Origin of the sequence: Aliivibrio sp. S3MY1 (genome assembly GCF_028765575.1) — a bacterium.
Taxonomy (GTDB): Bacteria; Pseudomonadota; Gammaproteobacteria; order Enterobacterales; family Vibrionaceae; genus Aliivibrio.
Genome location: NZ_JARACO010000013.1, coordinates 74,418 through 99,074 on the forward strand (window position 1 = coordinate 74,418; position 24,657 = coordinate 99,074).

A 24,657-nucleotide genomic window follows, 5' to 3' on the forward strand; every position below is an offset into this window, starting at 1 on the left:
GCGACAATTATAAAAGTATTTATAGGTTGTTTGATGTTACGTATTTTATGTTTAGTTGTTTGTCTGATTGCAGGACCTGTTTTTGCACAGCAACAAAGTGATCTTTATCATACCGAAGTACAATTAACGGGCTCTGAAAAAGCAGAAAGCTTAGCGAAAAAAGAAGGCTTAGTTAATGTATTAGTTAAAGTATCAGGGCAACAAACGATCGCTGATAATGAAGTGATAAAAAAAGCATTAACGCAGAGTGATCGCTACGTAACGCAAATGAGCTTTGTTGATTATGATAATGCTCCGCGCGCAATTAAATTAGGGTACAACTCTAAAATGGTATTGAGTTTATTAACTCAAACTGAAACCAGTATTTGGGAGACTCCTCGAAAATCGGTACTGGTTTGGATTGTGAATGAATACAATTACCAAAGAAGTATTATTTGGGAGCAATCAAATAACAGCTTAATTACTCGAATTAAAGATGCTGCGAATGAAAGAGGCTTACCTGTTATGTTCCCTGTAGGGGACTTCGATGATGTAACTTCAATAGAAATTCCAGATTTATGGGGTAACTTTAAAAAACCAATTGCTGATGCGAGTGAACGCTATAATCCGCAAGCGATTTTAGTCGTAAAAGTACGTGGTAATAGATCTACATGGACGTTATTTGATTCGACGCCTCAGAACCTAGTGAAGACATCGAAAAAGTCGATTGAAGGTCAAGTATCCGGCTCTGTTCAGTTAGCTGATATGATCAATGAAGTGAGCGATTATTTTGCTAAAACATACACTAAAAAACTAGGTGCAGTGGCGAGTGAATTAGAAACGGTATCGATTGAAGGGATTCATACGGCACGTTCTTTTTTCACTATTGAGAAGCAATTAAAGCAAATGAACTCAGTAGCCAGTGTGCAGATAAATACGATCCAAGGCGATAAAGTGACTTACGCATTAAGCTTGCTAGGTGACTATCAACAATTTAATGATGAACTTTTAAGTAAGAATTCTCGTATTTCACTCATTCTAGAAGAGCCAGTTGCTGTCGCTGTAGATGATGAAATTAAAAGTGATGTTATGACAGAGGAAGTATTAGACGACGGTATGCCTATCGTGAGCGAAGAGATGCAAGTTGGAGCTGAAAAAGTACAGCCAGTTGTTCATAAGTATAAATTGAGCGCAAGTTAAAATATACATCCTATTGATAAGTATAAATAAAAAAGGTGACTATAAAATATAGTCACCTTTTTTGTGTCTGTAAGTTCAACCTTAATTAGAGTTGTTTTATTTACTTTCGGTATATTTGGCTTTTTCTATTTTCTCGACTTCAGACAAACGTTTTAGTTTTAATCCTAACTCTTTGCCTCGTAAGCGAGCGTAATAAATATTACCAATAAATGCTCCAGAGGTGAGGATGACTTCAATTAGTGCTAAATAACGCTCTCCTTCATCAAGCCAGAGAATGGTTAAACCATGTAAAAAGTAGAACATTAAAATAAAATTAGCCCATGCGTGTGTGTAAGGCTTACCTTGAATGATCCCCTTTAGTGGAAAAAGCATTGGAATAATCCATGCCACCATAATGCCATATGGGTTAATCAATGAATGAGGGGAGAGAGTGCTATGCCAAAGAGCGACAAACACAAGTAGTGCTAAGTTACAAAATAGTGCAAGAAAACGATAGCGCTTTGTTTCTGCGCTCATTTCAACGTGATCCATGTTTAGTTTCCCGCTTAATACTATAAAATCTCTAAAACTTGCTCTGGTGGACGACCTATTTTTGCTTGGTTGTTGTTAACCACAATAGGGCGTTCAATCAGTTTTGGTGTTTGTACCATCGCTTCAAAGAGTTGCTCGTCTGTCACTGAGCTATCTCCTAGATTTTGTTCTTTATATTCAGCTTCTTTTACTCTCATCATGTCACGAACAGAATCGAATCCTAATTGAGAGAATAGTGTTTTTAAGGCATCGACACTTGGTGTTTCTTCTAGGTATTTCACAACGCTTGGGGTTACGCCTTGAGCTTCTAATAGCGCTAATGTTTCACGGCTTTTTGAGCAACGAGGGTTATGATAAATAATAACAGACATACTTTTTCCTTTTGATTATAAAGTGCTGAAACGCTCTCGTGATAGACGAAGCTGATCGATTCTGGCGTCGTATCTTGCTTGATCTAAACTTCCATACTCAACCAGTTGACTTGCTTGAGTGTAATTATTTAATGCTTTGTTCCACATTCCTTTAAGGGCGTAGACTTCAGCTCTTGCTGCTAATTCACCATTGGCACTGCCATTATCATGATAAGCCTTGGCTAACAATTGCCATCCTGTTGGGTCGTCTGGATTATCATGAGTATAACGCTGCAATACACGAACCGCTTCTGCTGGCTTATTGCTTTCAGATAAAGCGTGAGCATAGTTAATGGTTAATACCGGGTTGTTTGGTAGCTGAACTAAGCCGTTTTCTAATCGCGTAATGGCTTGCACATTCTTTTTTGTGTACAGATCTAAATCGGTTGCCGCATCAATATAAAAAACATTGAGAGGGTCATTTTTTAATAAATCACTAAGTAATGGTTGTGCTTTCGCGTATTGCTTTGAATCAATATAGACTAATGCTTTGCCGTAATGTAAGGCATTTTTAATCTCGCTATTATGTGTTTTTGATTTACGTGAAAACCAATCTAAAGCGGCATTACTATCAATTCCTGCGTAGCGAGCCACAATACGTGAACGAGCTAGTTGATAGTGTAATGAAGTGTTCACTCTACGCATTGGGTATTGTTGCGCTCTTTCACGACTGTCTGTAATACGAGAAGTTGGTAATGGGTGAGTCAGCAGCATGGGTGGTGGTGTGCTTGCATAACGATATTGATCCGCTAAGCGAGAGAAAAAACGCGGCATCGCGGAAACATCAAAACCAGATTTTGCCAAGGTATCGATACCAAATCGGTCAGCTTCTTTTTCATTACTGCGAGTGTAGTTAATTGAACTTTGCATTGCACCAGCAGTAGTGGCATGAATCGCGGCTATCCCTGCTTCTGGGGCGGCAATAGCGAGCAGTAATGACCCAATAAGAGCCGCCATGGTTGCAGGTGAGCGTCTTGCCTGATCTTCCATACTTCGAGCAAGGTGACGTTGAGTTATATGGGCGATTTCGTGAGCAACCACCGACGCAAGTTCACTTTCTGATTGTGCGTGTAAAAATAAACCAGAATGGAGCGCGACATAACCACCAAAAAAGGCAAAGGCGTTGATCTCTCTGTTATTTATTAGAAAAAAATGAAAAGGTGTTTTGACATCACTGGCATTAGCAACTAATCGATGGCCAAGATCTTGAACATATTCCGCTAAAACGGGGTCATTAATAACGGGTTGGCTTGCGCGAAGCATGCGCATATAGGCATCGCCATAAATAAGTTCTTGGTCTATGGTCAGCGTTGATGCTGCCGTCGTACCAATATCAGGGAGATTAAGGTCGTTATTTGCATAAACAGGAAGCGTGCTTGTCAGTATTGATGTGATCAATAAAGCGCTGGCCATTTTTTTTAGTTTGAACATGTTGTTTTTGCAAATCCTTTTAACAATACTAATCTGGATAAGTTGTAGAGAAAATAATAACCTAATTGAGCTGTAGTAAGAGTATCACATTTGAAATTGGTTTCTTTTTTGTTTTAATTATGTGATTTATACTCTTTTAATTGGAATCTATCATATCTATAGAGTCGTTGAATGGAAACCAGAAGCGTAGATTTATCACAACATCGTTGCCCAATGTCATTACTATTAGCAAAACGAGAAAGTCACTCTTTGGGTGGAGATGAACAATTACACCTCAAAGTCGTCGACAAAACATCGTTAGCCGATATCATGAAGTACTTTGAACAACACTCATTTGATATTCATTTAGAAAAAACAGACTCATGTTCGTTTTTAACCGTTACTAGGAAGTAGAATATAATATGTTAGATATGGTAACAAAGTGGTATAAGCGCCGCTTTTCAGATCCACACGCGGTGAGCTTGGTTGCGATTCTTATTGTCGGCTTTATTACTATTTATTTCTTTGGTCATCTTATTGCCCCCCTTCTAGTCGCCATTGTTTTAGCGTATTTACTTGAATGGCCAGTGGTTAAGCTCACTAAACTTGGCATACCAAGAACCCTTTCTGTCATATTAGTGATTATTCTGTTTATCAGTGTGATGTTGATGGCGGTTTTCGGGTTGGTGCCAAACATTTGGAATCAAATCGGTAATTTAATAAATGACATGCCGTCAATGTTTAATGGTTTACATAATTTTTTATCAAGCCTTCCTGAGCGTTACCCTGAGTTCATTCAGCCTCAATTGATTGACACGTTATTAGATACATTACGTGGCAAAGTACTTGGCATGGGTGAAAGCATGGTTAAAGGTTCATTGGCATCATTAGTTAGTATTGCTGCATTAGGGGTATATTTAATCCTTGTTCCGCTGCTTGTTTTCTTCTTATTAAAAGATAAAGAAGAGATGGTGGCAACCATGAGCCATATCCTTCCTCAAAATCGTCGTTTAGCGACTAAAGTATGGGTAGAGATGAATGAGCAGATCAGTAATTATATTCGCGGAAAAGTCGTTGAAATTATCATTGTTGGTGGTGTCAGCTACATAACCTTTTTCATTATGGATTTACGCTATTCATTGCTGTTAGCTGTTATGGTCGGATTCTCAGTACTTATCCCATATATTGGTGCAGCCGCGGTTACTGTGCCGATTGCGATTGTGGCGTTATTTCAATGGGGATTAACCCCTGATTTTTACTGGTTAATACTTGCTTATGGGATCATTCAGGCATTAGATGGCAATGTGTTAGTACCCGTCTTATTCTCTGAGGCGGTTAACCTGCACCCAGTGGCGATCATTGTATCGGTGCTTGTATTTGGTGGTTTGTGGGGGTTTTGGGGCGTCTTCTTTGCTATTCCGTTAGCAACATTGGTTAAAGCGGTTTGGAAGGCGTTGCCTGCGACAGATGAAGTATTTAATAAAGCATCATAAAGTAAATAAATAAAAGAAAGGCGGTACTTTTGATGAGCACCGCCTTTTTTATTTTGAGCTTTTAAAACGATGCTTTCTCGTTTCACTTATTTATTGTTTAAATAGTCCAATACCACTTCATGGTGAGTCTTGGTTTTGAATTTATTGAACACGTGTTCAATCACGCCTTCTTCGTTAATCAGAAAGCTAATGCGATGTAATCCATCGTATACTTTACCCATGAATTTCTTCTCACCCCATACGCCAAAGGCATCTGCAGCAGCATGATCTTCATCTGATAATAACGTAAAGTTCAAGTCATCACGCTCGATGAATTTACCTAAGCGTTTCACCGGATCAATACTGACACCGAGTGTAACGACGTTATGGGCATCTAACTCCGCTTTACTGTCACGAAGACCTTGAGCTTGAACGGTACACCCTGGCGTCATTGCTTTTGGGTAGAAATAAAATAGAACTTTCTTTCCTTTTAAATCAGAAAGAGAAATTGATTCTCCATTTTGATCAATAAGTGATACGTCGGGTGCAGGTGAGCCTGCTGCTAATGGCGTGATCATACTATTTCCTTTTAACTGTGTTTTTTCTAATTAGTTTTATAAAAATTTATCTTACCGTTTACATTGAGTGATGCACATAAGGTTTCAAATTGTTCTTGTATCTCAATGATGTGGCACTCTTTAAAAATTTCTGCGGTAATGTGAATTTGAAATGTGTTTTGGTTTTCGCCCTTTTTAAGCGTTTGAGCACTAAGCGTTTTTAAATCGATATCGCGATTGGCTAAAAAATCAGTAAATTTCTCTGTTAAGCCGGGGCGATCTTCAGATTCAACAAAAGCGTCAATAGTATAAAAAATATCTTTCTCTTGATGAGGTGATGTTCGCTTCATCATGGTGATTAAATCGTGCTGTTGCCCAAGTAAAGGTAAGGTATTTTCAATACGAGAAATCGCATTTGCAGTACCAGAGAGCAGCATGATAAGCGTAAATTCATTACCAAATGACGCTATACGGCTATCAACAATATTGCAGCTTGATTCGGTGACAAGACGAGTCACCTTATTAGAGATACCAGGTCTGTCAGTGCCGACAGCGGTAATTACAAGGTGTTGAGGCATAAAAAACTCGTTATTGAAAAAGATAACCTAATACTAACACGCAAGTGATTGTGTGATAAGCAAGCAATAGTGGACAATCGTCAAAAAAAAGACTCTACAACAGAGGCTTTTATGTAATATCCTTGAGGTATATTGATTGAATGATTCTGCTCATAACATAGAAGACGAAAACCATAGTGTGTTTCGTGTGGTCAAGGACGATGACTCTTTGTTGTGAAATTAATGAATAACAGAATCAATTCGTACATTCAGGCTAAGAAAAAAGGGAGAAGGATATGTTCTCAGGTAGCATTGTCGCATTAGTTACACCACTCGATACCGATGGTGAAGTCGATTACACTAGTTTAAAAAATCTTGTTGATTACCACATTGATGCTGGTACAAATGGCATCGTTGCTGTTGGTACAACAGGTGAGTCAGCGACATTAAGTGTAGAAGAGCATGTCAAGCTTGTAATGAAGACTCTTGAGTTTGCTGATGGCCGTATTCCTGTAATTGCAGGAACTGGCGCAAATGCAACACATGAAGCGGTGACGTTTAGTAAGCTTTTTCATGACTCAGGCGTTGCTGGCTGTTTAAGTGTGACACCTTATTATAATAAGCCAACACAAGAAGGGTTATTCCTGCATTATAAAGCGATCTCTGAAGCAACAGAAATCCCTCAAATTCTTTATAATGTTCCTGGTCGTACTGCGGTTGATTTATTACCAGAAACAGTGGCTCGTTTATCTGAATTTGACAATATTGTTGCATTAAAAGATGCGACAGCAGATCTAGAAAGAGTTGCAATTACTCGTGAACTTTGCGGTGACAATATTATCCAACTGAGTGGTGATGATGCGACGGCGCTTGATTTTGTAAAATTAGGCGGCCACGGTGTTATTTCAGTTACTGCAAATATTGCTGCAAAAGAGATGGCAACCATGTTCGCATTAGCGGCTCAAGGTAAGTTTGAAGAAGCAGAAATAATTAACCAGCGTTTAATGCCATTACACAAAGATTTATTCATTGAAGCGAATCCAATGCCTGTAAAATGGGCTGCGCATCGCTTAGGTATGATTACTCACCCAGATATTCGTTTACCACTTACGGAATTAAGCCTGTCAGCACAACCAATTGTTGAGCAAGCTTTGATCCGTTCAGGTGTGTTGAAGTAATAGGATTGAAAATGAAAGTGAACACTCGCTTTGTGGTTGGATCATTGATGATTGCGGTTTTATCTGCATGCTCAAGCAGTCCAACAGAGCGTCGCCAAGCTAAACAAGATTTTAAGTACTTGGAAACACCACCTTTAAAAGAGTGGCAGCAACCAGCAGAAGCCAAACCTGAATTTTATCCTCAATATGATATCCCTAAAGGGGAATATGTTGGTGGTATTGGCAAGGATGTCGATATTCGACCGCCTCAACAAGTTCTTGAATTGATCCCTGGCGCTCGTATTGAAGAGCTAAAGGGTGAGGTGACAGTATGGCTTGTAAAAAAAGAAGACGTCGATAAGCTTTGGCAAACCGTGTTAACTTTAATTGAGAAGCGTGATATTGGTTTAATTACACAAAATGACTCTGAATTAGAAACCAATTGGCTAAAATGGAATTCAGAAGATGAAGATCATGAATTTGGTGCGCGCTATAAAATTGTTAAGTTAAAGCAGAATAACAGTTTTGGTTTCCAAATTTCTCTGATTGATTGGCAAGTAGATGGCAAGACGATGGATGTTACTCAAGCTAATAAAGCTCGTTATAATATTCTAATGACCAATTTAGTGACATCAGCTTATGATGAGCAGTTACGAGAAGAAGCCCGTATTCGTGCGGAAGAGTTAGTGAAGCGAATTCCTATTTCTATGGGCCTTGATCGCAGTGGTTTACCAATCATTATTGCTCGTGCACCATATAATATCTTCTGGGAGCGCCTAGGTGAGCTATTGCCTATGATGGGATTAACCATTGAAGACAGAAACCGCTCTCAAGGTACGATTGAAGTTAAATATAAAGAGCCTGATGATGAGTTCTGGGAAGAAATTGGTACAAAACCACTTTCTTTTGAAGGCCGTACTTATAATCTTTTATTAGGTGACTTAGGCAACCGTACTTCAATTAACGTAACAGATGCAGGAGGAAAACCTGTAGATGAAGCTACCCTTGATTCCGTGGTTCCTGTTCTAGCGGCTATGATTGAAAAATCAAATAAGATGCCGAAAGAAGAAAAGTCTGAAGAGTAAATTTACCCGTTAAGTTATCAGCAAAAGGCGCTCATTTTACTGGGCGTCTTTTTTTTCATCTTTTATCTTATGCTGAATGGTCGCTTCTTGCTCTGATTTCCCCTCTTTTTCTTGAGGAGTGGCTGTTTTTTTTGTGTGCTTAAATTTCATATTTGCCGTTGCTTTTAAAGCAGCAAGATTACCAATGACCACACTTAAAACAATCACGATGATAACCCAAGGGTTCATTAACCATTCCATATTCACTCCTTATTGATATTAGTAACGTAGCGTACAAATAGTGTATCAATATGTTTAATGATAGTGTCTTTTCCTGCTAAGTCGACGTCTTTCCACGCTTGCAACAGAATATCGGGCGTTAACATTGCCATTAATTCTGTCCCTTTTTCTTTATGGCTAATATGCCAAGGTTCGATAGCTACGCCTTTTCTATCTGCGTTATAAGGGAAAAAGAAGCCATATTGTGAGGCATTCTCTTGTAACCACTCACTAAATTGAGCTTGGTGACCGGTATTGTACTCCCAAGGTTCAAGTTGAAGATTTACGCCCTCTGGAAGCGTATTCTCAGCATAGATATCAAGATCGGTTCCCCAGTGGTGACGGCTAGAGCCGGGAAGGGCAGACCAACGCATAATGGCGTGAATTTTCTCTATATCACTCATGCTGCTGGTATCTAGTGGTAGTCCATCATTGCCAGAAATAGGGCGAATACCATTAAATTTATTATTCCAAATCATAAGTTGACGTTCAAAATCACGAAAGCTACTGGCAATAGTCAGAGAAAATCCTGCCTCCAGTGCTGCTTTTTCTAATGAATTAAATGAAGAAACACAATCATGATGAAGTTGACGGTGAGGGGTAATAAAAGAAAGGTGTTGGCTTGATAAGCCTGTCAGTTCTTGATAAGTCATAAAGTACCAATGCTATGATGAGAGGAGCGTCCTCCCATCATAGCGCTAATCGATGATTACGCGAGTAGATTATTTAAGACTTCTTGATACATATCAGTCAGTTTTTCTAAATCATCAACTTTTACGCACTCATTTACCTTATGGATAGTGGCATTAACCGGACCAAGTTCAATAACCTGAGCTCCCATTTGTGCAATGAAACGACCATCAGATGTGCCACCGGTGGTTAATAGTTGAGGTTTTTGCTGATTAACCGTATCAACAGCATCGACAACGGCAGTGAGTAGATCGCCAGTATCGGTTAAGAATGGCAGGCCATTGATGATCCAATTTAAGTCATACTCTACATCGTGTTTATTTAATGTATCAATAACACGTTGCTGTAAGCTTTCAACGGTGGATTCTGTGCTGAATCGAAAGTTAAACATGACTTCAAGATCCCCTGGTATAACATTAGATGCTCCTGTACCGCCATTCATATTTGGAATTTGAAAACTGGTTGGGGGAAAGTAATCATTACCTTTATCCCACTCAGTCATGACTAATTCAGTTAATGCAGGCATTGCTTGATGAATCGGGTTTCGAGCGATGTGAGGGTAAGCAACGTGTCCCTGAATACCTTTAACGGTTAAGTTGCCAGTAAGAGAGCCACGACGGCCATTTTTAACCACATCACCCACATGATCAGTACTGGAAGGCTCACCCACAATACACATATCAATAATTTCATTACGCTCTTGTAGTGTATCTACTACACGAGTGGTTCCATTAATGAATGGGCCTTCTTCATCGGATGTGATTAAAAAAGAAATTGACCCTTTATGATCAGGATGTTCAGCAACAAAACGCTCAACGGCAACAACCATACAAGCCAGCGAGCCCTTCATGTCAGCGGCTCCGCGTGCGTACAACATACCATCAATAACGGTTGGCTCAAATGGCTTGGTATTCCAATGATCTAGTGATCCGGTTGGTACTACATCGGTATGGCCTGCAAAAGTAAATAGCGGCGCTTCTGTGCCACGACGAGCCCAAAAATTGGTCGTGTCTTCAAAAACCATGATTTCAATGCTAAAACCAAGTGCTTCTAAGCGTTTAATCATTAATTCTTGGCAGCCGGCATCTTCAGGGGTGACGGATTGGCGACTCAATAGATCTTTAGCAAGCGCTAATGTTGGGGTATCTGACATTATGTATTCCTTTACTTCTTTTAAATTGGCCATAGAGTTAAATGGCACAGTAAACTAAATGGTAAATAGCGCTTCGTATTGCGCAGGCTTAAAGCCTAAATGGTACGTATCATTATGAATAAGAACAGGGCGTTTGATCATAGCTGGCATTTCTAATAATAGTTCAATCGCATTCTCTTCATTTAACGTGTTTTTTTGTTCGTCACTCAGTTGACGATAAGTGGTGCCACGCTTATTTACTACGTTTTCCCACCCTAATTGTTGAACAAAAGTGGTAACCATTTCTTTATCAATACCGTCAGTGCGGTAATCATGATAGGTAAAATCGATGTCGTTTGCTTCTAACCATTTTTTGCATTTTTTAATGGTATCGCAGTTTTTAATTCCGTAAATTGCAGTCATGACTTTCTTCATTATCTTATTAATTATGGTCTATTTATAACGAGATTTGAGCAAATACGCCAGAGCTGTGCGTTATTTAGTATTCTATTGGTTATAATTTTAAGTGACTCGTCTTTTTCTTTGCCATAATTTCTATTTTTGTAGAGAAAATCTACAACTTTATTAGATGAATTGAAACGGAATATGACGATGGGATCCTACAGTAAAAAGTGGGGATGCTATTGATTATGGAGGCACAGTTGAAGAAGGAGATAAAGTTAATATTGGTTAATTATAGGGTGATAGTTAATGATGTTTATGAAAATTAATTACAATAAATGCGGGATTATGTATTTATTGGTAGATTTGTAAGTATATTTTCGTAATTAATTGATCAATCTCAACATCATTAATACTGAATGATTAATAATTACTCTTATTAAATCAGGAGGTATCAATGGAGTTGAATCCAGTATTTGCCAGACGCTTATATTTAGCGTTGTTGGTACATAATTTAGAAAGACCAAATGTGCCTAAGCTTGTTGAGTTAACAGGTTGGCCTCGTCGTACAATTCAAGATGTATTGAAAGCTTTGCCTGGGATTGGTATCGAGTTAATGTTTGTGCAAGATGGTCGTCGTCATAATGATGGTTATTATCGTCTTTCAGATTGGGGGCCGTATGATCCAGATTGGGTATGCTCACGAGAAGATGAGATCGCATCAACATTATATCATTAGCTCTGTGCTGAGGATTGAATAAAAACGCCAACATAATTGTTGGCGTTTTTGCTTTCTATGAATGAGATTTAGTTCTATGGGCAAGTATAAGCAGAGCCTAGTAAGGTGACTGATGTATTAAATGCCATTGGGTCTTGAAGCACTACGGTGTTGGCTCCTAACGTCTGAGCTTCGTTTTTCATGTCATTGACAGCGGCGATCATTAAGTCTTTATTTGATATAAAGAAGAAGGTATACCAATGACCTTCACTTCCTGTCACTGTACCTACTTCCGTGCAACCTTGAGCGACACTATCATGGTAATGAAGTGCAATGGTTTCGGATTTATCGTTCATTGGTTGAGTTGTAAGCTGGCAACCACTCAATAAGAAGAGACTTAACAGTCCTGCCATCAGTAATTTCATATTATGAGTCTAAGTAAATTAATGTCGCGGCAACTCGTGACTTTACATTCAGTTTTTTCAATAAACTTTTCATGTGAACTTTAACGGTAGCTTCAGAGATAAAGAGTTTGTCTGCAACTTGTTTGTTACGCATTCCTTTCGCTACATTTTGTAAGATCTCTAATTCACGAGCGGTTAGATTCGCTAATTTATCATCGCCGTTATTTTCTTGTTCCAAACATGCTTTTACTTGTTCAGAGTAAGCTTTTCCGCCTTTCATCGCATCTTTTAATAATGAAATTAGCTCATCGGGCTCACTGTCTTTCAATAGGTAGCCATCAGCACCTGCTTTAACTAGGGTTTTGATGTCTTGTTTATTGTCTGAAACCGTTAAGATAACGATTGGACAAGTAACGCCTTCATTTCTTAATGCATGAAGGGTATCTAAACCTGACATTCCTTTCATGTTTAAATCAAGTAAAACTAAGTCAGGTTCATCTTGAGAGATTAGTGCAACAGCATCGGTACCATTACTTGCTTCACCTGTTAAAGTAAACTCTTCTTCAAAAGAGAGTAGTTGGCCAATACCACGACGCATTAACGGGTGATCATCAACGATTACAACATTCCACATAATTTATACCTTCTATTTTTATTGGTTAAGTGGAAACGTAACGTTCACTGTACAACCGTGTTCTAATTCAGAGGATATGGACAAAGTACCACGAACACAGGTAGCGCGTTCTTGCATTATTCTTAATCCATAATGATTTATTTTTTCTTTACTAGGGTCAAATCCTACCCCATCGTCTTCAATGTTAATGTAGCCTTGCTCACCTTCTTGAAAACACGTAATGATAATATTATCAGCTTTTGAGTGTTTGATGGCATTTAATGTCGCTTCACGAATTAATTGTAATAAATGAACATGTTGTTGAGCATTTATTGGCAATGATGGAAGCTCATTATTTATTCTAATATTGATATCGGTTTGAGCAGATAATGTGGTGGTTATTTCTTGTAATGCCTCACCAAAGTGGGCTTTATTAATCGTTAGCCTAAAGGTATTAAGCAACTCTCTTAATTGAGTATAGGCACTTTTAAGTCCCTCATCTAATTCTATTAATGTATTGCCTGTATTTTTGCAATCGCATGCTGATAATTGTCGTTTCAATAAGGTGGTTTGAATCTTTAAATAAGATAAAGATTGCGCTAATGAGTCATGAAGTTCACGAGCAATGGCTGATCGCTCTTCTAAAAGAATTAATTGGTGGGTTTGTTTTTGTACTTGATTATAAAAAACGCCACGAGCAAGAATATTCGCGATATTAATGATCAGTTTTTGATCTGGGCAAGGAAGAGAAAATTGCCACAGTAAATAACCAAGTTGTTCTCCATCAATCGAAAGCTCTTGCAAGCTCCAGGGGGAGGTGTTTGATTTACCGCTGGTAATTTCCCAGTCCCCACCAGATTCTTCTTCAACAATTAATCGAGCACTGGTAATCCCTTCGATATTTACAAAGGTATCTAAAATATTTTTAAATACTTGTTCGTCAAGTTGAGACGCTGATAGTTGTTGAGAGCATTGATAGAGCGTGGTTAATGAACGGTTGGCTTGGCTCAGTTTCTTGGTTTTATCTTCAACTCTGCTTTCTAGCTCTCTATAGCTAAGATCAATTTGCTTTGCCATGTGGTTGAATGAATCACTTAATTGGCCTAATTCATTGTCACTTTTTAAATTGACTTGAACGGAGTAGTTGCCGTTGGTCATTGCTTTACTGGCAGCAACTAAATGATGAAGTGGACTCACGATTTTTCGTTGCGTAAAAAAGATAATAAAAACACTTAAACAGACGATTAACGATAAACCGAGTGCACCGATGAATGATAAAAGCTGCAATTTTCGTTCTGAGAATTCTTGTAGACGAAATACAAATCGGTCTATTTCATCAACAAAGTTAGAGACTTTATTAAGGTATATCTGTTTATTATCACTAAGTAGCGAGGGATGTAACGAATGCCACTGTAATCGAATATCTTCGTAATAACCTTTAATATCATCAGGAACAAACCATTGATCTAGTGTTTTAAAAGATGGTGATTCTATCGATTCAGAAAATTTCTCTAAATGATCTATAAGTTCTGGTGAGTTGGTTTCAATATCAAAAGCTAATCGGTAGCTTTGCATACGTAAAGACCCCGCAATATTAACGGCCTCAGCATCTTTTATACTGGAGGATAATGTCATCAAAGCTAGGCTAGTTGTCACAATTGATATTATTACAATCCATAACATCACTTGAGCAATGGTTTTTGTTAGAATTGAGGTCTTCTTATGTTTCATATTTGTTGTAGGTGGCCTATGGTTAATAAAAGGCAAGTTAGGCCTATTCTGTTGTTTTTAATTGTTTTAAAAATTGATCCAGAACAAGTATACCTATTGTTTAACCATTATGAGGTATATCAATAAATATGACAAAACTTAATATGCTAAATATAAATATAAAAATATGAATAGATAGGGGGGATGTGAATAGATGAGTCAAGAAAATGCAATTGACCATTCTAAACGTAGTCTTTTTAGTCGTTTCTCTAATAAGAAAAAGATACATCCTTTAATACAGCAGCGACTCCCTTGGGTGGGTAATGAAACAAGCTTTGTTTCTCAATGTACTCAATGTGAAAAATGTATTGCTGCTTGTGAAGAGAGCATAATTGTTAAAGGTGATGGTGGTTTTCCCATTGTCGACTTTACAAAGGGGGAGTGTACTTTCTGTGAAGGATGTGCTCAAAGTTGCCCTGAAAACTTATTTGATTTAACTGTTGCCCCAGCTTTCTCTCATCAAATATCAATAAATGAAAGCTGTTTAGCAAAGCAATCTGTTGAATGTCGTAGTTGTAGCGATATGTGTGAAACACAAGCCATTCGCTTTCAATTAACGTTGGGCAGTGTTGCTCAACCTAAAATTAATTTTGATGCTTGTAATGGATGTGGTGGCTGTGTAGCAGCTTGTCCAACATCGGCTATTAGCATGATCCTGGAAGACGCAAAATAATGTTAGAAAATTTGCCTGAAAATGAAGTTCATATTTCAAGTTTAGTGGTTCATGTTAAACCTGAATTTTTAGAACAAACAAAAGAAAAAATACTGGCGCTACCGAATACAGAGATCCATGGAGAAAGTGAAGAGGGCAAATTGATTGTTGTTCTTGAAACAGAAAACCAAGGGTACATCACCGATTCAATAGATAAAATAAATGACTTCGAAGGAATTCTAAATGTCGCTTTAGTTTTCCACCAAATCGAGCACTTTGATCCGCAATGTGAGGATGAATCATGAAAATGACAAGACGTGCGTTTGTTAAAGCAAACGCCGCAGCATCAGCTGCAGCCGTAGCAGGTATTACTTTACCAGCATCGGCAACGAATTTAATCGTTAGTTCTGACCAAACAAAAATTAAATGGGATAAAGCGCCTTGTCGTTTTTGTGGAACTGGGTGTTCCGTTCTTGTAGGAACACAGAATGGTCGCGTAGTTGCGACTCAAGGCGATCCAGAAGCGCCTGTAAATAAAGGTCTTAACTGCATTAAGGGTTATTTTCTATCTAAAATCATGTATGGAAAAGATCGTCTTCAAACACCAATGCTGCGTATGACTGATGGCCAATACGATAAGAACGGTGATTTTTCTCCTGTTTCTTGGGATGTCGCGTTTGATACCATGGCAGAGAAATGGAAAGCAGCTCTGAAAAAACATGGTCCAACAGGTGTTGGTATGTTTGGTTCAGGTCAGTGGACTGTAATGGAAGGCTATGCTGCAGTTAAACTGATGAAAGCGGGTTTCCGTTCAAATAACATCGATCCAAATGCTCGTCACTGTATGGCTTCAGCGGTAGGTGCGTTTATGCGTACATTCGGTATCGATGAGCCAATGGGCTGTTATGATGACTTTGAACACGCAGACTCTTTTGTTCTGTGGGGCTCAAACATGGCTGAAATGCACCCTGTACTGTGGACTCGTATTTCAGATCGTCGTTTAAGTAATCCACACGTTAAAGTGAACGTATTATCTACTTATTATCACCGTTCATTTGAATTAGCAGATAAAGGGTACATTTTTGAGCCTCAATCTGACCTTGCCATTGCTAACTTTATTGCTAACTACATCATTCAAAACGATGCAGTAAACTGGGACTTCGTAAATAAACACACGAACTTCAAGCAAGCAACAACAGACATTGGCTATGGTCTTCGCGATACAGATCCGCTACAAATGAAAGCGGAAAACCCCAACTCTGGAGCGATGAGCTCAATCAGTTTTGAGGAATATAAAGCCTCTGTTGCTCCATATACGGCGAAGAAAGCCTCTGAAATGTCAGGTGTATCAGAAGAAGACTTGATCACTTTAGCTAAGCAATACGCCGATCCAAAAACAAAGGTAATGTCTTTATGGACAATGGGCATGAACCAACACACTCGTGGTGTTTGGATGAATAGCCTTGTTTATAACATTCACTTGTTAACCGGTAAAATTTCAACGCCGGGTAACAGCCCATTCTCATTGACAGGTCAACCTTCAGCATGTGGTACGGCTCGTGAAGTTGGTACATTCTCACATCGCCTACCTGCAGACATGGTTGTTGCTAATCCTAAGCACCGTGCAATTTCAGAAAAAATCTGGAAACTACCAGAAGGCACATTGAACGGCAAGCCTGGCGCACACGCCGTTGTTCAAGACCGCATGCTTAAAGACGGCAAGATTAACGCTTATTGGGTAATGTGTAATAACAACATGCAAGCGGGCCCAAACATTAACACTGAACGTTTACCTGGTTACCGTAACCCAGAAAACTTCATTGTATGCTCTGATCCATACCCAACCGCAACAGCGCAAGCATCGGATCTTATTCTTCCAACAGCAATGTGGGTAGAAAAAGAAGGTGCTTATGGTAATGCTGAACGTCGTACTCAAGCTTGGTACCAACAAGTACAAGCAAAAGGCGAAGCGAAATCTGATTTATGGCAAATCATGGAATTCTCAAAACGCTTCACAGTAGAAGAAGTGTGGGGCGAAGAGCTGCTTGCAAAAGCACCTGAATTTCGTGGAAAAACAATGTATGACGTACTTTACAAAAACGGTAATGTTGATGCCTTCCCATTGTCAGAAGCTCAAGAGCTGAATGATGATGCCAAAGCTCAAGGTTTCTACGTTCAAAAAGGTCTGTTTGAAGAGTATGCCGCATTTGGTCGTGGTCATGGTCACGATTTAGCACCATATGATACATACCATAATGTACGTGGTTTGCGTTGGCCTGTTGTTGATGGCAAAGAAACATTATGGCGCTTTAAAGAAGGTTCAGATCCATACGCTAAAAAAGGGTCAGATTGGGACTTCTATGGAAAACCTGATGGTAAAGCATTAATTATCTCTGCCCCATATGAAGCGCCACCAGAAGTTCCTGGTGATGAGTTTGATATGTGGTTATGTACGGGGCGTGTTCTTGAGCATTGGCATACAGGTACTATGACGCGTCGTGTTCCTGAGCTTTATAAAGCGGTTCCTGATGCGCTTTGTTATATTCACCCAGCAGATGCAAAAAAACGTAACCTACGCCGTGGTGATGAAGTGTTAATTTCGAATAAACGTGGTGAAGTACGTGTTCGTGTTGAAACTCGTGGTCGTAACCGCCCGCCAGAGGGATTAGTGTTTGTTCCATTCTTTGATGCTCGCATCTTAATTAACAAATTGATTTTGGATGCAACCGATCCTCTGTCTAAACAGACAGATTATAAGAAGTGTCCAGTTAAGATCACTAAAATTGCTTAATTAATAATAGATAGGTTACTGGCTAAGAAGTGAATAACCTATTTCAAAGAGTTTGCCTTAAGGCGGAGAAATTAGAATGAAAAAATTCATTATAGCGCTTATGTCAGCAGGGTTTTTGTTTGCTGGAGCAGTACAAGCGGAAACTGAACAAACAGCGGAACTTCATAATCCAGGTGGCATCGGTGGAGTTGAGTCACTACGTGGTGCATCGGAATTAGAAACAACGCGTCCAGCGGATGATTTTAAACGTTTTCCTCGTGATCACGCATTAGACAGTGATTACGTATACCAACCACCATTAGTCCCTCATACTATTCGCAACTATGAAGTGTCATTAAACGCAAATAAGTGTTTATCATGCCATAGTTGGAAAAACGCAAAAGAAATGGGGGCGACTAAGATCAGTGTAACTCATTACGTAAACCGTGAAGATGCTGTACTTTCAGATGTGTCTCCTCGCCGTTACTTCTGTCTACAATGTCACGTCCCTCAAGCTGATGCTAAGCCGTTAGTTGAGAATGAATTTGAACGTGTGGACTCATTGCGCTAGTTGCTAGCCAGTACCGTTAAGAGAGGCTATACATGAAACTATTAAAAGCATTTTGGAAGCGTTTTTCTTCACCAAGTAAAGCCGCGGTAGGTATCGTCCTATTTATGGGCTTTATCGGTGGCTTGCTTTTCTGGGGCGCATTTAACACCGGTATGGAAGCAACCAATACAGAAGAATTCTGTTCTGGCTGTCACGCACCTATCGTTAAAGAGATCCAAGAAACAATTCACTACTCAAACCGTTCTGGGGTTCGTGCAATCTGTTCTGATTGTCATGTACCTCATAACTGGACAGATAAAATTGTACGTAAAGTTCAAGCATCAAAAGAATTGTTTGCGCATTACGTAACGAAAACAATTGATACTGAAGAGAAATTCAAAGAGCGTCGTGGTCATTTAGCTGAACGAGAATGGCATCGAATGAAAGAGAATAACTCTCAAGAGTGTCGTAATTGTCATGAATTTAACTACATGGATTTCTCGGAGCAAGGGCCTCGTAGTGCGAAACAACACTCAACGGCATTAGCATCAGGTGATAAAACCTGTGTAGATTGCCATAAAGGTATTGCACATAAGCTACCTGACATGTCTGGTATTGAAGGTTGGTAAGGAGATAGCATGAGTACATTAGAATCTGTTATTTGGCATACGTTGGGTTACATCGCAATGCCGAGCATTATCCTTGGCGGTTTTGCTGCGGTTGCAGTGCTATCAATTTGGATACTGTCATTAAAAGCAGATAAAGAATAAATAATTTAGCTTAATCTAAGTAGATAACAAAAAGAGATGGGTATTTATAACTCATCTCTTTTTTTGTATCTGCTTGTTTGTCGTGCCAAGTTAAAATCGACGTATCCTACGCAATTATCTGAACAACAACTGATCCAGAATGGTATTACATACCTAAAAATGTGTAGTAAATAAAGGCAGCCCAGCTTACCGCAAGTAAAATCCATGGTAAATTTTTGCTTGATTCTTTATTAATGTGATCTTGCTGAGCTTGTTTATCTTCTGCATCAGAGTGGTTGTGTTTACTTTGTTTTTGACGCTGTGTCTTTTTCTTTAGCTTATCTGCTTCTCGTGATTTTTCTTTTTGCTGTTTCTTGTAAAGCGCAATGCCTTTTTCGATACCTTGCGCAATCAATTTAGTTTGTTCTTTTGTTTGTGCTGGTTTTTGTGTAGCTTTAGCTATCGCCATTGCTTCTTGTTGAGATTCTATAGATATCTGTGCTTTATTGTTATTTTTCATACGGCATTCTTAATTTTTCATATTTAATTTTATCTTTATACGTCGTTGAAATGTAAACGATACAAAGTGTGACGGCAATATAGATTTTGAATTTAAAGATGTATCTAGCTCAAAGTTTTTATTTTATTCAATCGTTATTTTTAATCATTTCAGTAATCTGGACAAGTCTACTGAGAAGATTATTAGTTAATTCTTTCGTCTGTTTAATGTTCAAAGGTAGATAAATGCTGTACTCGTTTGATGCATATGATGAACATGGCTGGTTAAAGCCACCAGTTTGGTTATGGTTCGGTTGGGCACTATTAATTCGCTCTGTAGTTGTTTTTGTAATGGCAGGAGCAAGTCGTGAGCAAGGTGCAGATTTACTGGCTCTGTTTTATCCAAGTCATTCAAGCTTGTATACCAGTTTATATTTAAGCTTACCCATAGTGTTTTTTATGTGGTTAAGTAGCTTTAAAAAGCCCACACGCCCTTTTATGCTAACCCTTTGGAAGCAAGGTCGATGGCTAACCATTATGATGGTATTAATAGATCTCATAATGTTAATTAAATCGGTGGTAGTTAATCGAGGAGAGTTCCAATTAAGTAGCGCAATGCTTATTTTATTGCTTAGTTGGTTTTTAATTTTTTTACTTCGTAGTAAGAGAGTAAAAATATGTTTTAGTTTGGCTTAAAGAGGAGTCAAAGATGGATTTATCAACAAGCGCGTTATTATTTAGTGCTTTACTAAGTCCGCTAGCAATGGCGGATTGGCAATTGGATGTTGGGTTAGAGATCAATCGCCCTAATTTACAGTATATGACAAATTCATCCTCCTCACTGGTATTGGGGGAAGAAACATTGGTGTTTAATTCGATTGATAAGCAGTCTCAAGTTAAAGCTTGGGCTGAGATCAAGAACATAGATGCTGAAAATGTAGAAATTGCCTTTCGTGTTGTCGAAGAAGAAAGTGAAGGTAGGGTGAGAGTATTATGTGCACCGACTATCATTGCTAAATTAAACAATCAAGAATCTTATATGGTCTCTGATTCTTCGGCAAATGAAACGGTTAAGCTGTCTGTTGAAGTGATTTCTTCGTGAACTCTTATTTATTATCAAACAATTTCAAAATTTATTTCATATAATGAGCTCAGTTAATCCAATCTAAGAAAGGAACTGAGTTCATGTCTTATACACCTCAAACCGCATTACTGCCAGAACCTGATCGCTTTGCATTATATGTAACGATGAATATTAACAGTAATCCTCAGCTTGTTCTTGAGCAGTTACAATCACTGCCATCTTTAATCTCTGAACTAAATGAAGAACAACCAGACGCAAATTTAAGTAGCGCTATCTCTTTTGGCGCAGATTTCTGGTCTACATTATCTGCACCTATGCCTTCTGAATTGGCTAAATTTAAGCAATTAGGTAAAGGTGAGATTATCGCGCCAGCAACCCATGGCGATGTTTATATTCATATCCACTCAAACCGCCATGATCTACACTTCTATATTTTGCGTAAATTGATGAATGTGCTCTCTGAGCATGTTGAAATCAAAGAAGAAGTGTCGGGCTATCGTTTTTTAGATTCTCGTGATATGACCGACTTTATTGATGGTACTGAAAATCCAAAAGATGAAGCGCGTGCAGAAGTGGCATTAATTGCTGATGGTGAATTCGCGGGTGGCAGTTACATGATGTGCCAACGATTCATTCACAAGCTCCCGGCATGGAACCGTTTATCTGTATCTGCACAAGAAAAAGTTATCGGTCGAACTAAGCCTGATTCAATAGAGCTAGAAGACGTTCCTGCAGCTTCTCACGTAGGTCGAGTAGATATTAAAGAAGATGGTAAGGGCGTTAAGATTTTACGTCATAGCTTGCCATACGGCTCGGTTTCAGGCGAGCATGGTTTACTGTTTATTGCTTATTGTCATTCAGTACATAACTTCCAGGTTATGTTGGATAGCATGTACGGTGAAATCGATGGGAAAACAGATCAACTATTGCGTTTTACAGACGCGGTTACTGGTGGTTATTTCTTCGCGCCATCACAAGAAATGTTCGCTGAGCTAAAAGTTAAATAATTCTGTTCTAAAGTTAAAACTAAAGTAGGTACCATTAGATATAATGGTATTTACTTAATTTTTTATATTAGAGTAGATACAAAAAGGCCGCTGTTTTCTCTTAGAGATAACAGCGGCCTTTTTCATGTCTTGTGTAAACTAAATCAGTCGATTAGGAAAGATTATTTAGTTACTTTAAGAACTGGAGATTCACCAACAGTAACAGCACCAGAAAGCTTAGTAAGCTCTTTGATTTCATCCATGTTAGAGATAACAACTGGAGTAAGCGTTGATTTAGCGTGCTCTTCTAGGTACGCAAGGTCAAATTCGATTACAGTGTCGCCAGCTTTAACTTCTTGGCCTTCTTCAGCGATACGAGTAAAGCCTTGACCTTTAAGTTCAACAGTATCGATACCGAAGTGAACGAAAAGCTCGATGCCGTCGTTAGATTCGATAGAGAAAGCGTGGTTAGTTTCAAAGATTTTACCGATCGTACCGTTTACTGGAGCAACCATTTTATTGCCAGCAGGTTTGATAGCAATACCGTCACCAACGATTTTTTCAGCGAACACTACGTCTGGCACATCTTCAATGTTTACAATTTCACCAGAAAGAGGTGCGATGATGTCGATAGCACCAGCGTCAGCGCGTTCAGAAGAAAATGCGTTTTTAATTTTGTCAAACAGACCCATTGTGTAGCTCCCTAAAGTTTATATTAAATAGCCACTAAAACTTAGTGGCTATATTTAATTCTTTGCAACTATACTATTACTTAGTATTTTCTGCGATAAATTTTTCAACGTGTGCTTCAATTTCTGCTGCGGTAGGCATTTGAAGAGCTTCATCTGCCATTGCTTTTACTGCTGCAAAGTTTGTGTTACGAACGATTTTCTTAACAAGAGGGATAGAAATACCACTCATGCTGAATTCGTCTAAACCCATACCTAAAAGAAGTAAACTTGCACGCTCATCACCCGCTAGCTCGCCACACATACCCGTCCATTTACCTTCTTTGTGAGAAGCGTCGATTACTTGCTTGATTACAAGCAGAACCGCTGGAGATAGTGGATTGTATAGGTGAGAAATCATTTCGTTACCACGGTCAACAGCAAGAGTATATTGTGTTAAATCGTTAGTACCGATAGAGAAGAAGCTAACTTCTTTCGCTAAGTGGTGTGCAATTGCAGCAGCTGCTGGCGTTTCAACCATTACACCGATTTCGATGCTTTCGTCAAATGCTAGGCCTTCAGCTCGAAGTTCTACTTTGTATTCTTCGATTGCTTTTTTCAGCTCACGGATTTCTTCAACAGAAATGATCATTGGGAACATGATACGCAGTTTACCGTGTGCAGATGCACGTAAAATACCACGTAATTGGTCACGTAGAATTTCACGACGGTCTAAACTGATACGGATTGCACGCCATCCTAAGAATGGGTTCATCTCTTCAGGAAGATCCATGTATGGTAGATCTTTATCACCACCGATATCCATAGTACGGATGATCACTGGCTCACCATGCATCGCTTCTGCTACTTCTTTATAAGCAACATATTGCTCTTCTTCAGTAGGAAGTGCATCACGATCCATGAATAGGAATTCTGTACGATACAGACCAACACCTTCACCGCCGTTACGGATGATACCGTCACAGTCTTTAACTGTACCGATGTTACCGCAAACTTCAACTTGGTGGCCATCAAGAGTGATAGCTGGTAGGTCTTTAAGTTTTGCTAGCTCTTCTTTTTCTGCAATTTGTGCGTCACGAATTTGCTTAGCTTCTGCTAGTTCTGCTTCTGATGGGTTGATAACAATCTTGTTGTTAACTGCATCAAGAATCAGTATGTCGCCATTTTTCACTTGCTTAGTGATATCGTTAGTACCAACGATAGCAGGAAGTTCAAGAGAACGCGCCATGATAGAAGTATGAGAAGTACGTCCGCCGATGTCACAAGCAAAACCAAGAACGTAGTCTAGGTTGATTTGCGCTGTTTCAGAAGGCGTTAAATCGTTAGCAACTAGGATAACTTCTTCATTGATATTACTTAGCGAAACAATGTTGATGCCTAGTGCATTTTTAATAAAGCGGCTACCGATATCACGGATATCTGTAGCACGCTCTTTTAGATAATCATCATCTAAAGATTCAAGAGCACACGCTTGTTCTTCAATTACAGAGTAAATTGCAAAATCAGCAGCAAGCTTGTCGTCTTTGATAAGGGCTAAGATTTCTTCTTCTAGCTCTTCATCTTCAAGAAGCATTATATGCCCCTCAAAAATAGCTTCTTTTTCTTCGCCAAATGTTGCTAGCGCTTTCGCTTTAACCGCTTCTAATTGCTCAGAAGACTTAGCTCTAGCGTCAAAGAAACATTTAACTTCTGCTTCTACTTGAGATTCAGAGATTGGAGTTTTGTTTAGGACAATTTCATCTTCCTGAAGTAATAATGCTTTACCAAAAGCAATACCTGGAGATGCTAGAATGCCTGAAATCATAGCTTTACCTTAACATTGATCAAATTAGAGAATGAGAATAATAAAGAAAAAGCTGATTAGTGCAGCTCGTCCATTAGTTTAACTAGGTGATCTACCGCTTCTTTCTCTTGAGCGCCTTCAGCAGAGATAGTTACGTTAGTACCTTTAGTTAGACCTAAAGTTTGAAGTTTGAAAAGGCTAGTAGCACTTGCACTTTTGCCGTTAGAAGTAACTGTGATTTTTGCATCAAAACCTTTTGCTTCTTTAACGAACTGAGCCGCTGGACGAGTGTGAAGGCCATTTTCTGCAGTGATTACTACGTCTTGTGAATACATTGTGTATACCCCGATTTATATTTTATGTTGAATTAATGTCGTTAACCAATTCTGTTTATGAATGTACTTTCGCACATCACAGCCTTAGAAACAATCCATCTAAGAGTAAATAGGCTAACGACAGTAATTTATATATTCTTTCTTATTTTGTAACATTAAACGAGTCTAATGTTGATACTTTATCTTGGATTGTAATTATTTTATACCTAAAAATAA

Annotated in this window: 31 protein-coding genes; 15 read left to right on the plus strand and 16 right to left on the minus strand. The window is 38.8% G+C overall.

The annotated features are described in order from the left end of the window. Positions 1-33 precede the first annotated feature (33 nt). On the plus strand, positions 34-1,179 hold the full coding sequence (locus PVK62_RS10415) for a DUF2066 domain-containing protein (RefSeq protein WP_274444294.1): 1,146 nt from the start codon (positions 34-36) through the stop codon (positions 1,177-1,179). A gap of 96 nt (positions 1,180-1,275) precedes the next feature. On the opposite strand, the gene PVK62_RS10420 is transcribed toward PVK62_RS10415, so the two are convergent. Genes PVK62_RS10420 through PVK62_RS10430 form a run of 3 tightly spaced genes read right to left on the minus strand, consistent with a single transcriptional unit; the run spans position 1,276 to position 3,551 of the window. Continuing rightward, on the minus strand, positions 1,276-1,710 hold the full coding sequence (locus PVK62_RS10420) for a DUF2069 domain-containing protein (RefSeq protein WP_274444296.1): 435 nt from the start codon (positions 1,708-1,710) through the stop codon (positions 1,276-1,278). Positions 1,711-1,730: 20 nt separating this feature from the next. Further along, a complete protein-coding gene (gene arsC, locus PVK62_RS10425; RefSeq protein ID WP_274444297.1) occupies positions 1,731-2,081 on the minus strand; it encodes an arsenate reductase (glutaredoxin) in 351 nt (116 codons plus the stop codon). Positions 2,082-2,096: 15 nt separating this feature from the next. Continuing rightward, positions 2,097-3,551, minus strand: coding sequence for a beta-barrel assembly-enhancing protease (locus PVK62_RS10430; protein ID WP_274444298.1), 1,455 nt, complete (start codon positions 3,549-3,551; stop codon positions 2,097-2,099). 171 nt (positions 3,552-3,722) lie between these two features. Between PVK62_RS10430 and PVK62_RS10435 the strand changes: the two genes are divergently transcribed. Both PVK62_RS10435 and PVK62_RS10440 read left to right on the plus strand, forming a co-directional pair. After that, entirely contained in the window at positions 3,723-3,944 is a 222-nt protein-coding gene (locus PVK62_RS10435; protein WP_274444299.1) for a sulfurtransferase TusA family protein, read from the plus strand. Between the two features lie 8 nt (positions 3,945-3,952). Beyond that, positions 3,953-5,023, plus strand: coding sequence for an AI-2E family transporter (locus tag PVK62_RS10440; protein WP_274444300.1), 1,071 nt, complete (start codon positions 3,953-3,955; stop codon positions 5,021-5,023). A gap of 86 nt (positions 5,024-5,109) precedes the next feature. Here PVK62_RS10440 and bcp read toward each other — a convergent pair whose 3' ends face one another. Together bcp and PVK62_RS10450 are read right to left on the minus strand one after the other, a co-directional pair. Next, positions 5,110-5,577: a thioredoxin-dependent thiol peroxidase gene (gene bcp, locus PVK62_RS10445; protein WP_274444338.1), complete on the minus strand. Its 468-nt coding sequence runs from the start codon at positions 5,575-5,577 to the stop codon at positions 5,110-5,112. Between the two features lie 29 nt (positions 5,578-5,606). Beyond that, entirely contained in the window at positions 5,607-6,137 is a 531-nt protein-coding gene (locus PVK62_RS10450) for a glycine cleavage system protein R (protein WP_274444302.1), read from the minus strand. Between the two features lie 275 nt (positions 6,138-6,412). On the opposite strand from PVK62_RS10450, the gene dapA reads away from it, so the two are divergent. Both dapA and bamC read left to right on the plus strand, forming a co-directional pair. Continuing rightward, positions 6,413-7,294: a 4-hydroxy-tetrahydrodipicolinate synthase gene (dapA, locus tag PVK62_RS10455; protein WP_274444303.1), complete on the plus strand. Its 882-nt coding sequence runs from the start codon at positions 6,413-6,415 to the stop codon at positions 7,292-7,294. A gap of 11 nt (positions 7,295-7,305) precedes the next feature. Beyond that, complete coding sequence (gene bamC / locus PVK62_RS10460) at positions 7,306-8,358, plus strand: outer membrane protein assembly factor BamC (protein WP_274444304.1); 1,053 nt, start codon at positions 7,306-7,308, stop codon at positions 8,356-8,358. Positions 8,359-8,394: 36 nt separating this feature from the next. Here bamC and PVK62_RS10465 read toward each other — a convergent pair whose 3' ends face one another. From PVK62_RS10465 to PVK62_RS10480, 4 genes are read right to left on the minus strand one after another with little or no spacing between them, the layout of a single operon-like run. Further along, positions 8,395-8,598: a DUF2897 family protein gene (locus tag PVK62_RS10465; protein WP_274444306.1), complete on the minus strand. Its 204-nt coding sequence runs from the start codon at positions 8,596-8,598 to the stop codon at positions 8,395-8,397. 2 nt (positions 8,599-8,600) lie between these two features. Next, positions 8,601-9,269 carry a M15 family metallopeptidase gene (locus tag PVK62_RS10470; RefSeq protein ID WP_274444308.1) on the minus strand — a complete coding sequence of 223 codons (669 nt, stop codon included), beginning with the start codon at positions 9,267-9,269 and terminating at the stop codon, positions 8,601-8,603. Positions 9,270-9,325: 56 nt separating this feature from the next. After that, entirely contained in the window at positions 9,326-10,459 is a 1,134-nt protein-coding gene (gene dapE, locus PVK62_RS10475) for a succinyl-diaminopimelate desuccinylase (protein ID WP_274444310.1), read from the minus strand. 54 nt (positions 10,460-10,513) lie between these two features. Beyond that, positions 10,514-10,861 carry an ArsC family reductase gene (locus PVK62_RS10480; protein WP_274444311.1) on the minus strand — a complete coding sequence of 116 codons (348 nt, stop codon included), beginning with the start codon at positions 10,859-10,861 and terminating at the stop codon, positions 10,514-10,516. Between the two features lie 436 nt (positions 10,862-11,297). Between PVK62_RS10480 and PVK62_RS10485 the strand changes: the two genes are divergently transcribed. Continuing rightward, complete coding sequence (locus tag PVK62_RS10485; protein ID WP_122034264.1) at positions 11,298-11,579, plus strand: winged helix-turn-helix domain-containing protein; 282 nt, start codon at positions 11,298-11,300, stop codon at positions 11,577-11,579. Between the two features lie 74 nt (positions 11,580-11,653). Here the strand turns inward: PVK62_RS10485 and PVK62_RS10490 are convergent, their stop codons facing one another. The 3 genes from PVK62_RS10490 to narQ are packed head-to-tail and all read right to left on the minus strand — an operon-like array spanning position 11,654 to position 14,306. Further along, positions 11,654-11,983, minus strand: a complete 330-nt coding sequence (locus PVK62_RS10490; RefSeq protein WP_274444314.1) for a DUF4156 domain-containing protein — start codon at positions 11,981-11,983, stop codon at positions 11,654-11,656. Between the two features lies 1 nt (position 11,984). Beyond that, positions 11,985-12,596 carry a response regulator gene (locus PVK62_RS10495; RefSeq protein ID WP_274444315.1) on the minus strand — a complete coding sequence of 204 codons (612 nt, stop codon included), beginning with the start codon at positions 12,594-12,596 and terminating at the stop codon, positions 11,985-11,987. Between the two features lie 18 nt (positions 12,597-12,614). Next, positions 12,615-14,306, minus strand: coding sequence for a nitrate/nitrite two-component system sensor histidine kinase NarQ (narQ, locus tag PVK62_RS10500; RefSeq protein ID WP_274444317.1), 1,692 nt, complete (start codon positions 14,304-14,306; stop codon positions 12,615-12,617). A gap of 193 nt (positions 14,307-14,499) precedes the next feature. Between narQ and napF the strand changes: the two genes are divergently transcribed. From napF to PVK62_RS10530, 6 genes are all read left to right on the plus strand, one after another. Further along, positions 14,500-15,018 (plus strand): ferredoxin-type protein NapF, encoded by a 519-nt coding sequence (gene napF / locus PVK62_RS10505; protein WP_274444318.1) that lies wholly within the window; start codon positions 14,500-14,502, stop codon positions 15,016-15,018. A gap of 11 nt (positions 15,019-15,029) precedes the next feature. Further along, on the plus strand, positions 15,030-15,302 hold the full coding sequence (locus PVK62_RS10510; protein WP_274444340.1) for a chaperone NapD: 273 nt from the start codon (positions 15,030-15,032) through the stop codon (positions 15,300-15,302). After that, positions 15,299-17,788: a periplasmic nitrate reductase subunit alpha gene (gene napA, locus PVK62_RS10515; RefSeq protein WP_274444319.1), complete on the plus strand. Its 2,490-nt coding sequence runs from the start codon at positions 15,299-15,301 to the stop codon at positions 17,786-17,788. Before PVK62_RS10510 ends, napA begins: the two co-directional genes overlap by 4 nt. Positions 17,789-17,864: 76 nt before the next feature. Continuing rightward, the gene (locus tag PVK62_RS10520) at positions 17,865-18,338 is read left to right on the plus strand and encodes a nitrate reductase cytochrome c-type subunit (protein ID WP_274444320.1); all 474 of its coding nucleotides are present in this window, start codon (positions 17,865-17,867) and stop codon (positions 18,336-18,338) included. Between the two features lie 32 nt (positions 18,339-18,370). Next, complete coding sequence (locus tag PVK62_RS10525; RefSeq protein WP_274444321.1) at positions 18,371-18,946, plus strand: NapC/NirT family cytochrome c; 576 nt, start codon at positions 18,371-18,373, stop codon at positions 18,944-18,946. 9 nt (positions 18,947-18,955) lie between these two features. Further along, positions 18,956-19,087, plus strand: a complete 132-nt coding sequence (locus PVK62_RS10530; protein ID WP_069593672.1) for a TIGR02808 family protein — start codon at positions 18,956-18,958, stop codon at positions 19,085-19,087. Between the two features lie 145 nt (positions 19,088-19,232). On the opposite strand, the gene PVK62_RS10535 is transcribed toward PVK62_RS10530, so the two are convergent. Beyond that, a complete protein-coding gene (locus PVK62_RS10535) occupies positions 19,233-19,586 on the minus strand; it encodes a DUF2956 domain-containing protein (protein ID WP_274444322.1) in 354 nt (117 codons plus the stop codon). Between the two features lie 224 nt (positions 19,587-19,810). Between PVK62_RS10535 and PVK62_RS10540 the strand changes: the two genes are divergently transcribed. The 3 genes from PVK62_RS10540 to PVK62_RS10550 all read left to right on the plus strand — a co-directional run bounded on the left by PVK62_RS10540 (position 19,811) and on the right by PVK62_RS10550 (position 21,655). Further along, positions 19,811-20,260, plus strand: a complete 450-nt coding sequence (locus tag PVK62_RS10540) for a DUF2919 domain-containing protein (RefSeq protein ID WP_274444323.1) — start codon at positions 19,811-19,813, stop codon at positions 20,258-20,260. 13 nt (positions 20,261-20,273) lie between these two features. After that, positions 20,274-20,666, plus strand: a complete 393-nt coding sequence (locus PVK62_RS10545) for a hypothetical protein (protein ID WP_274444324.1) — start codon at positions 20,274-20,276, stop codon at positions 20,664-20,666. Between the two features lie 83 nt (positions 20,667-20,749). Continuing rightward, positions 20,750-21,655 (plus strand): Dyp-type peroxidase, encoded by a 906-nt coding sequence (locus PVK62_RS10550; RefSeq protein WP_274444326.1) that lies wholly within the window; start codon positions 20,750-20,752, stop codon positions 21,653-21,655. A 161-nt stretch (positions 21,656-21,816) separates the two neighbouring features. On the opposite strand, the gene crr is transcribed toward PVK62_RS10550, so the two are convergent. The 3 genes from crr to ptsH all read right to left on the minus strand — a co-directional run bounded on the left by crr (position 21,817) and on the right by ptsH (position 24,441). Beyond that, positions 21,817-22,326, minus strand: a complete 510-nt coding sequence (crr, locus tag PVK62_RS10555) for a PTS glucose transporter subunit IIA (RefSeq protein WP_274444328.1) — start codon at positions 22,324-22,326, stop codon at positions 21,817-21,819. 76 nt (positions 22,327-22,402) lie between these two features. Further along, entirely contained in the window at positions 22,403-24,127 is a 1,725-nt protein-coding gene (ptsI, locus tag PVK62_RS10560) for a phosphoenolpyruvate-protein phosphotransferase PtsI (protein ID WP_274444329.1), read from the minus strand. A 56-nt stretch (positions 24,128-24,183) separates the two neighbouring features. Continuing rightward, positions 24,184-24,441, minus strand: coding sequence for a phosphocarrier protein Hpr (gene ptsH / locus PVK62_RS10565; RefSeq protein WP_005420435.1), 258 nt, complete (start codon positions 24,439-24,441; stop codon positions 24,184-24,186). Between the last annotated feature and the right edge of the window lie 216 nt (positions 24,442-24,657).

Excerpts from the sequence above, each read along its gene's own strand:
- crr (WP_274444328.1), bottom strand. The coding sequence starts at position 22,326 with ATGGGTCTGTTTGACAAAATTAAAAACGCATTTTCTTCTGAACGCGCT.
- napA (WP_274444319.1), top strand. The coding sequence starts at position 15,299 with ATGAAAATGACAAGACGTGCGTTTGTTAAAGCAAACGCCGCAGCATCA.
- bamC (WP_274444304.1), top strand. The coding sequence starts at position 7,306 with ATGAAAGTGAACACTCGCTTTGTGGTTGGATCATTGATGATTGCGGTT.
- PVK62_RS10540 (WP_274444323.1), top strand. The coding sequence starts at position 19,811 with ATGCTGTACTCGTTTGATGCATATGATGAACATGGCTGGTTAAAGCCA.
- PVK62_RS10530 (WP_069593672.1), top strand. The coding sequence starts at position 18,956 with ATGAGTACATTAGAATCTGTTATTTGGCATACGTTGGGTTACATCGCA.
- PVK62_RS10430 (WP_274444298.1), bottom strand. The coding sequence starts at position 3,551 with ATGTTCAAACTAAAAAAAATGGCCAGCGCTTTATTGATCACATCAATA.
- PVK62_RS10465 (WP_274444306.1), bottom strand. The coding sequence starts at position 8,598 with ATGGAATGGTTAATGAACCCTTGGGTTATCATCGTGATTGTTTTAAGT.
- PVK62_RS10435 (WP_274444299.1), top strand. The coding sequence starts at position 3,723 with ATGGAAACCAGAAGCGTAGATTTATCACAACATCGTTGCCCAATGTCA.
- dapE (WP_274444310.1), bottom strand. The coding sequence starts at position 10,459 with ATGTCAGATACCCCAACATTAGCGCTTGCTAAAGATCTATTGAGTCGC.
- PVK62_RS10450 (WP_274444302.1), bottom strand. The coding sequence starts at position 6,137 with ATGCCTCAACACCTTGTAATTACCGCTGTCGGCACTGACAGACCTGGT.
- PVK62_RS10470 (WP_274444308.1), bottom strand. The coding sequence starts at position 9,269 with ATGACTTATCAAGAACTGACAGGCTTATCAAGCCAACACCTTTCTTTT.
- PVK62_RS10415 (WP_274444294.1), top strand. The coding sequence starts at position 34 with ATGTTACGTATTTTATGTTTAGTTGTTTGTCTGATTGCAGGACCTGTT.
- PVK62_RS10495 (WP_274444315.1), bottom strand. The coding sequence starts at position 12,596 with ATGTGGAATGTTGTAATCGTTGATGATCACCCGTTAATGCGTCGTGGT.
- PVK62_RS10480 (WP_274444311.1), bottom strand. The coding sequence starts at position 10,861 with ATGACTGCAATTTACGGAATTAAAAACTGCGATACCATTAAAAAATGC.
- PVK62_RS10535 (WP_274444322.1), bottom strand. The coding sequence starts at position 19,586 with ATGAAAAATAACAATAAAGCACAGATATCTATAGAATCTCAACAAGAA.
- PVK62_RS10440 (WP_274444300.1), top strand. The coding sequence starts at position 3,953 with ATGTTAGATATGGTAACAAAGTGGTATAAGCGCCGCTTTTCAGATCCA.
- narQ (WP_274444317.1), bottom strand. The coding sequence starts at position 14,306 with ATGAAACATAAGAAGACCTCAATTCTAACAAAAACCATTGCTCAAGTG.
- PVK62_RS10420 (WP_274444296.1), bottom strand. The coding sequence starts at position 1,710 with ATGGATCACGTTGAAATGAGCGCAGAAACAAAGCGCTATCGTTTTCTT.
- PVK62_RS10525 (WP_274444321.1), top strand. The coding sequence starts at position 18,371 with ATGAAACTATTAAAAGCATTTTGGAAGCGTTTTTCTTCACCAAGTAAA.
- PVK62_RS10490 (WP_274444314.1), bottom strand. The coding sequence starts at position 11,983 with ATGAAATTACTGATGGCAGGACTGTTAAGTCTCTTCTTATTGAGTGGT.
- PVK62_RS10550 (WP_274444326.1), top strand. The coding sequence starts at position 20,750 with ATGTCTTATACACCTCAAACCGCATTACTGCCAGAACCTGATCGCTTT.
- arsC (WP_274444297.1), bottom strand. The coding sequence starts at position 2,081 with ATGTCTGTTATTATTTATCATAACCCTCGTTGCTCAAAAAGCCGTGAA.
- dapA (WP_274444303.1), top strand. The coding sequence starts at position 6,413 with ATGTTCTCAGGTAGCATTGTCGCATTAGTTACACCACTCGATACCGAT.
- PVK62_RS10545 (WP_274444324.1), top strand. The coding sequence starts at position 20,274 with ATGGATTTATCAACAAGCGCGTTATTATTTAGTGCTTTACTAAGTCCG.
- PVK62_RS10485 (WP_122034264.1), top strand. The coding sequence starts at position 11,298 with ATGGAGTTGAATCCAGTATTTGCCAGACGCTTATATTTAGCGTTGTTG.
- napF (WP_274444318.1), top strand. The coding sequence starts at position 14,500 with ATGAGTCAAGAAAATGCAATTGACCATTCTAAACGTAGTCTTTTTAGT.
- ptsH (WP_005420435.1), bottom strand. The coding sequence starts at position 24,441 with ATGTATTCACAAGACGTAGTAATCACTGCAGAAAATGGCCTTCACACT.
- PVK62_RS10520 (WP_274444320.1), top strand. The coding sequence starts at position 17,865 with ATGAAAAAATTCATTATAGCGCTTATGTCAGCAGGGTTTTTGTTTGCT.
- ptsI (WP_274444329.1), bottom strand. The coding sequence starts at position 24,127 with ATGATTTCAGGCATTCTAGCATCTCCAGGTATTGCTTTTGGTAAAGCA.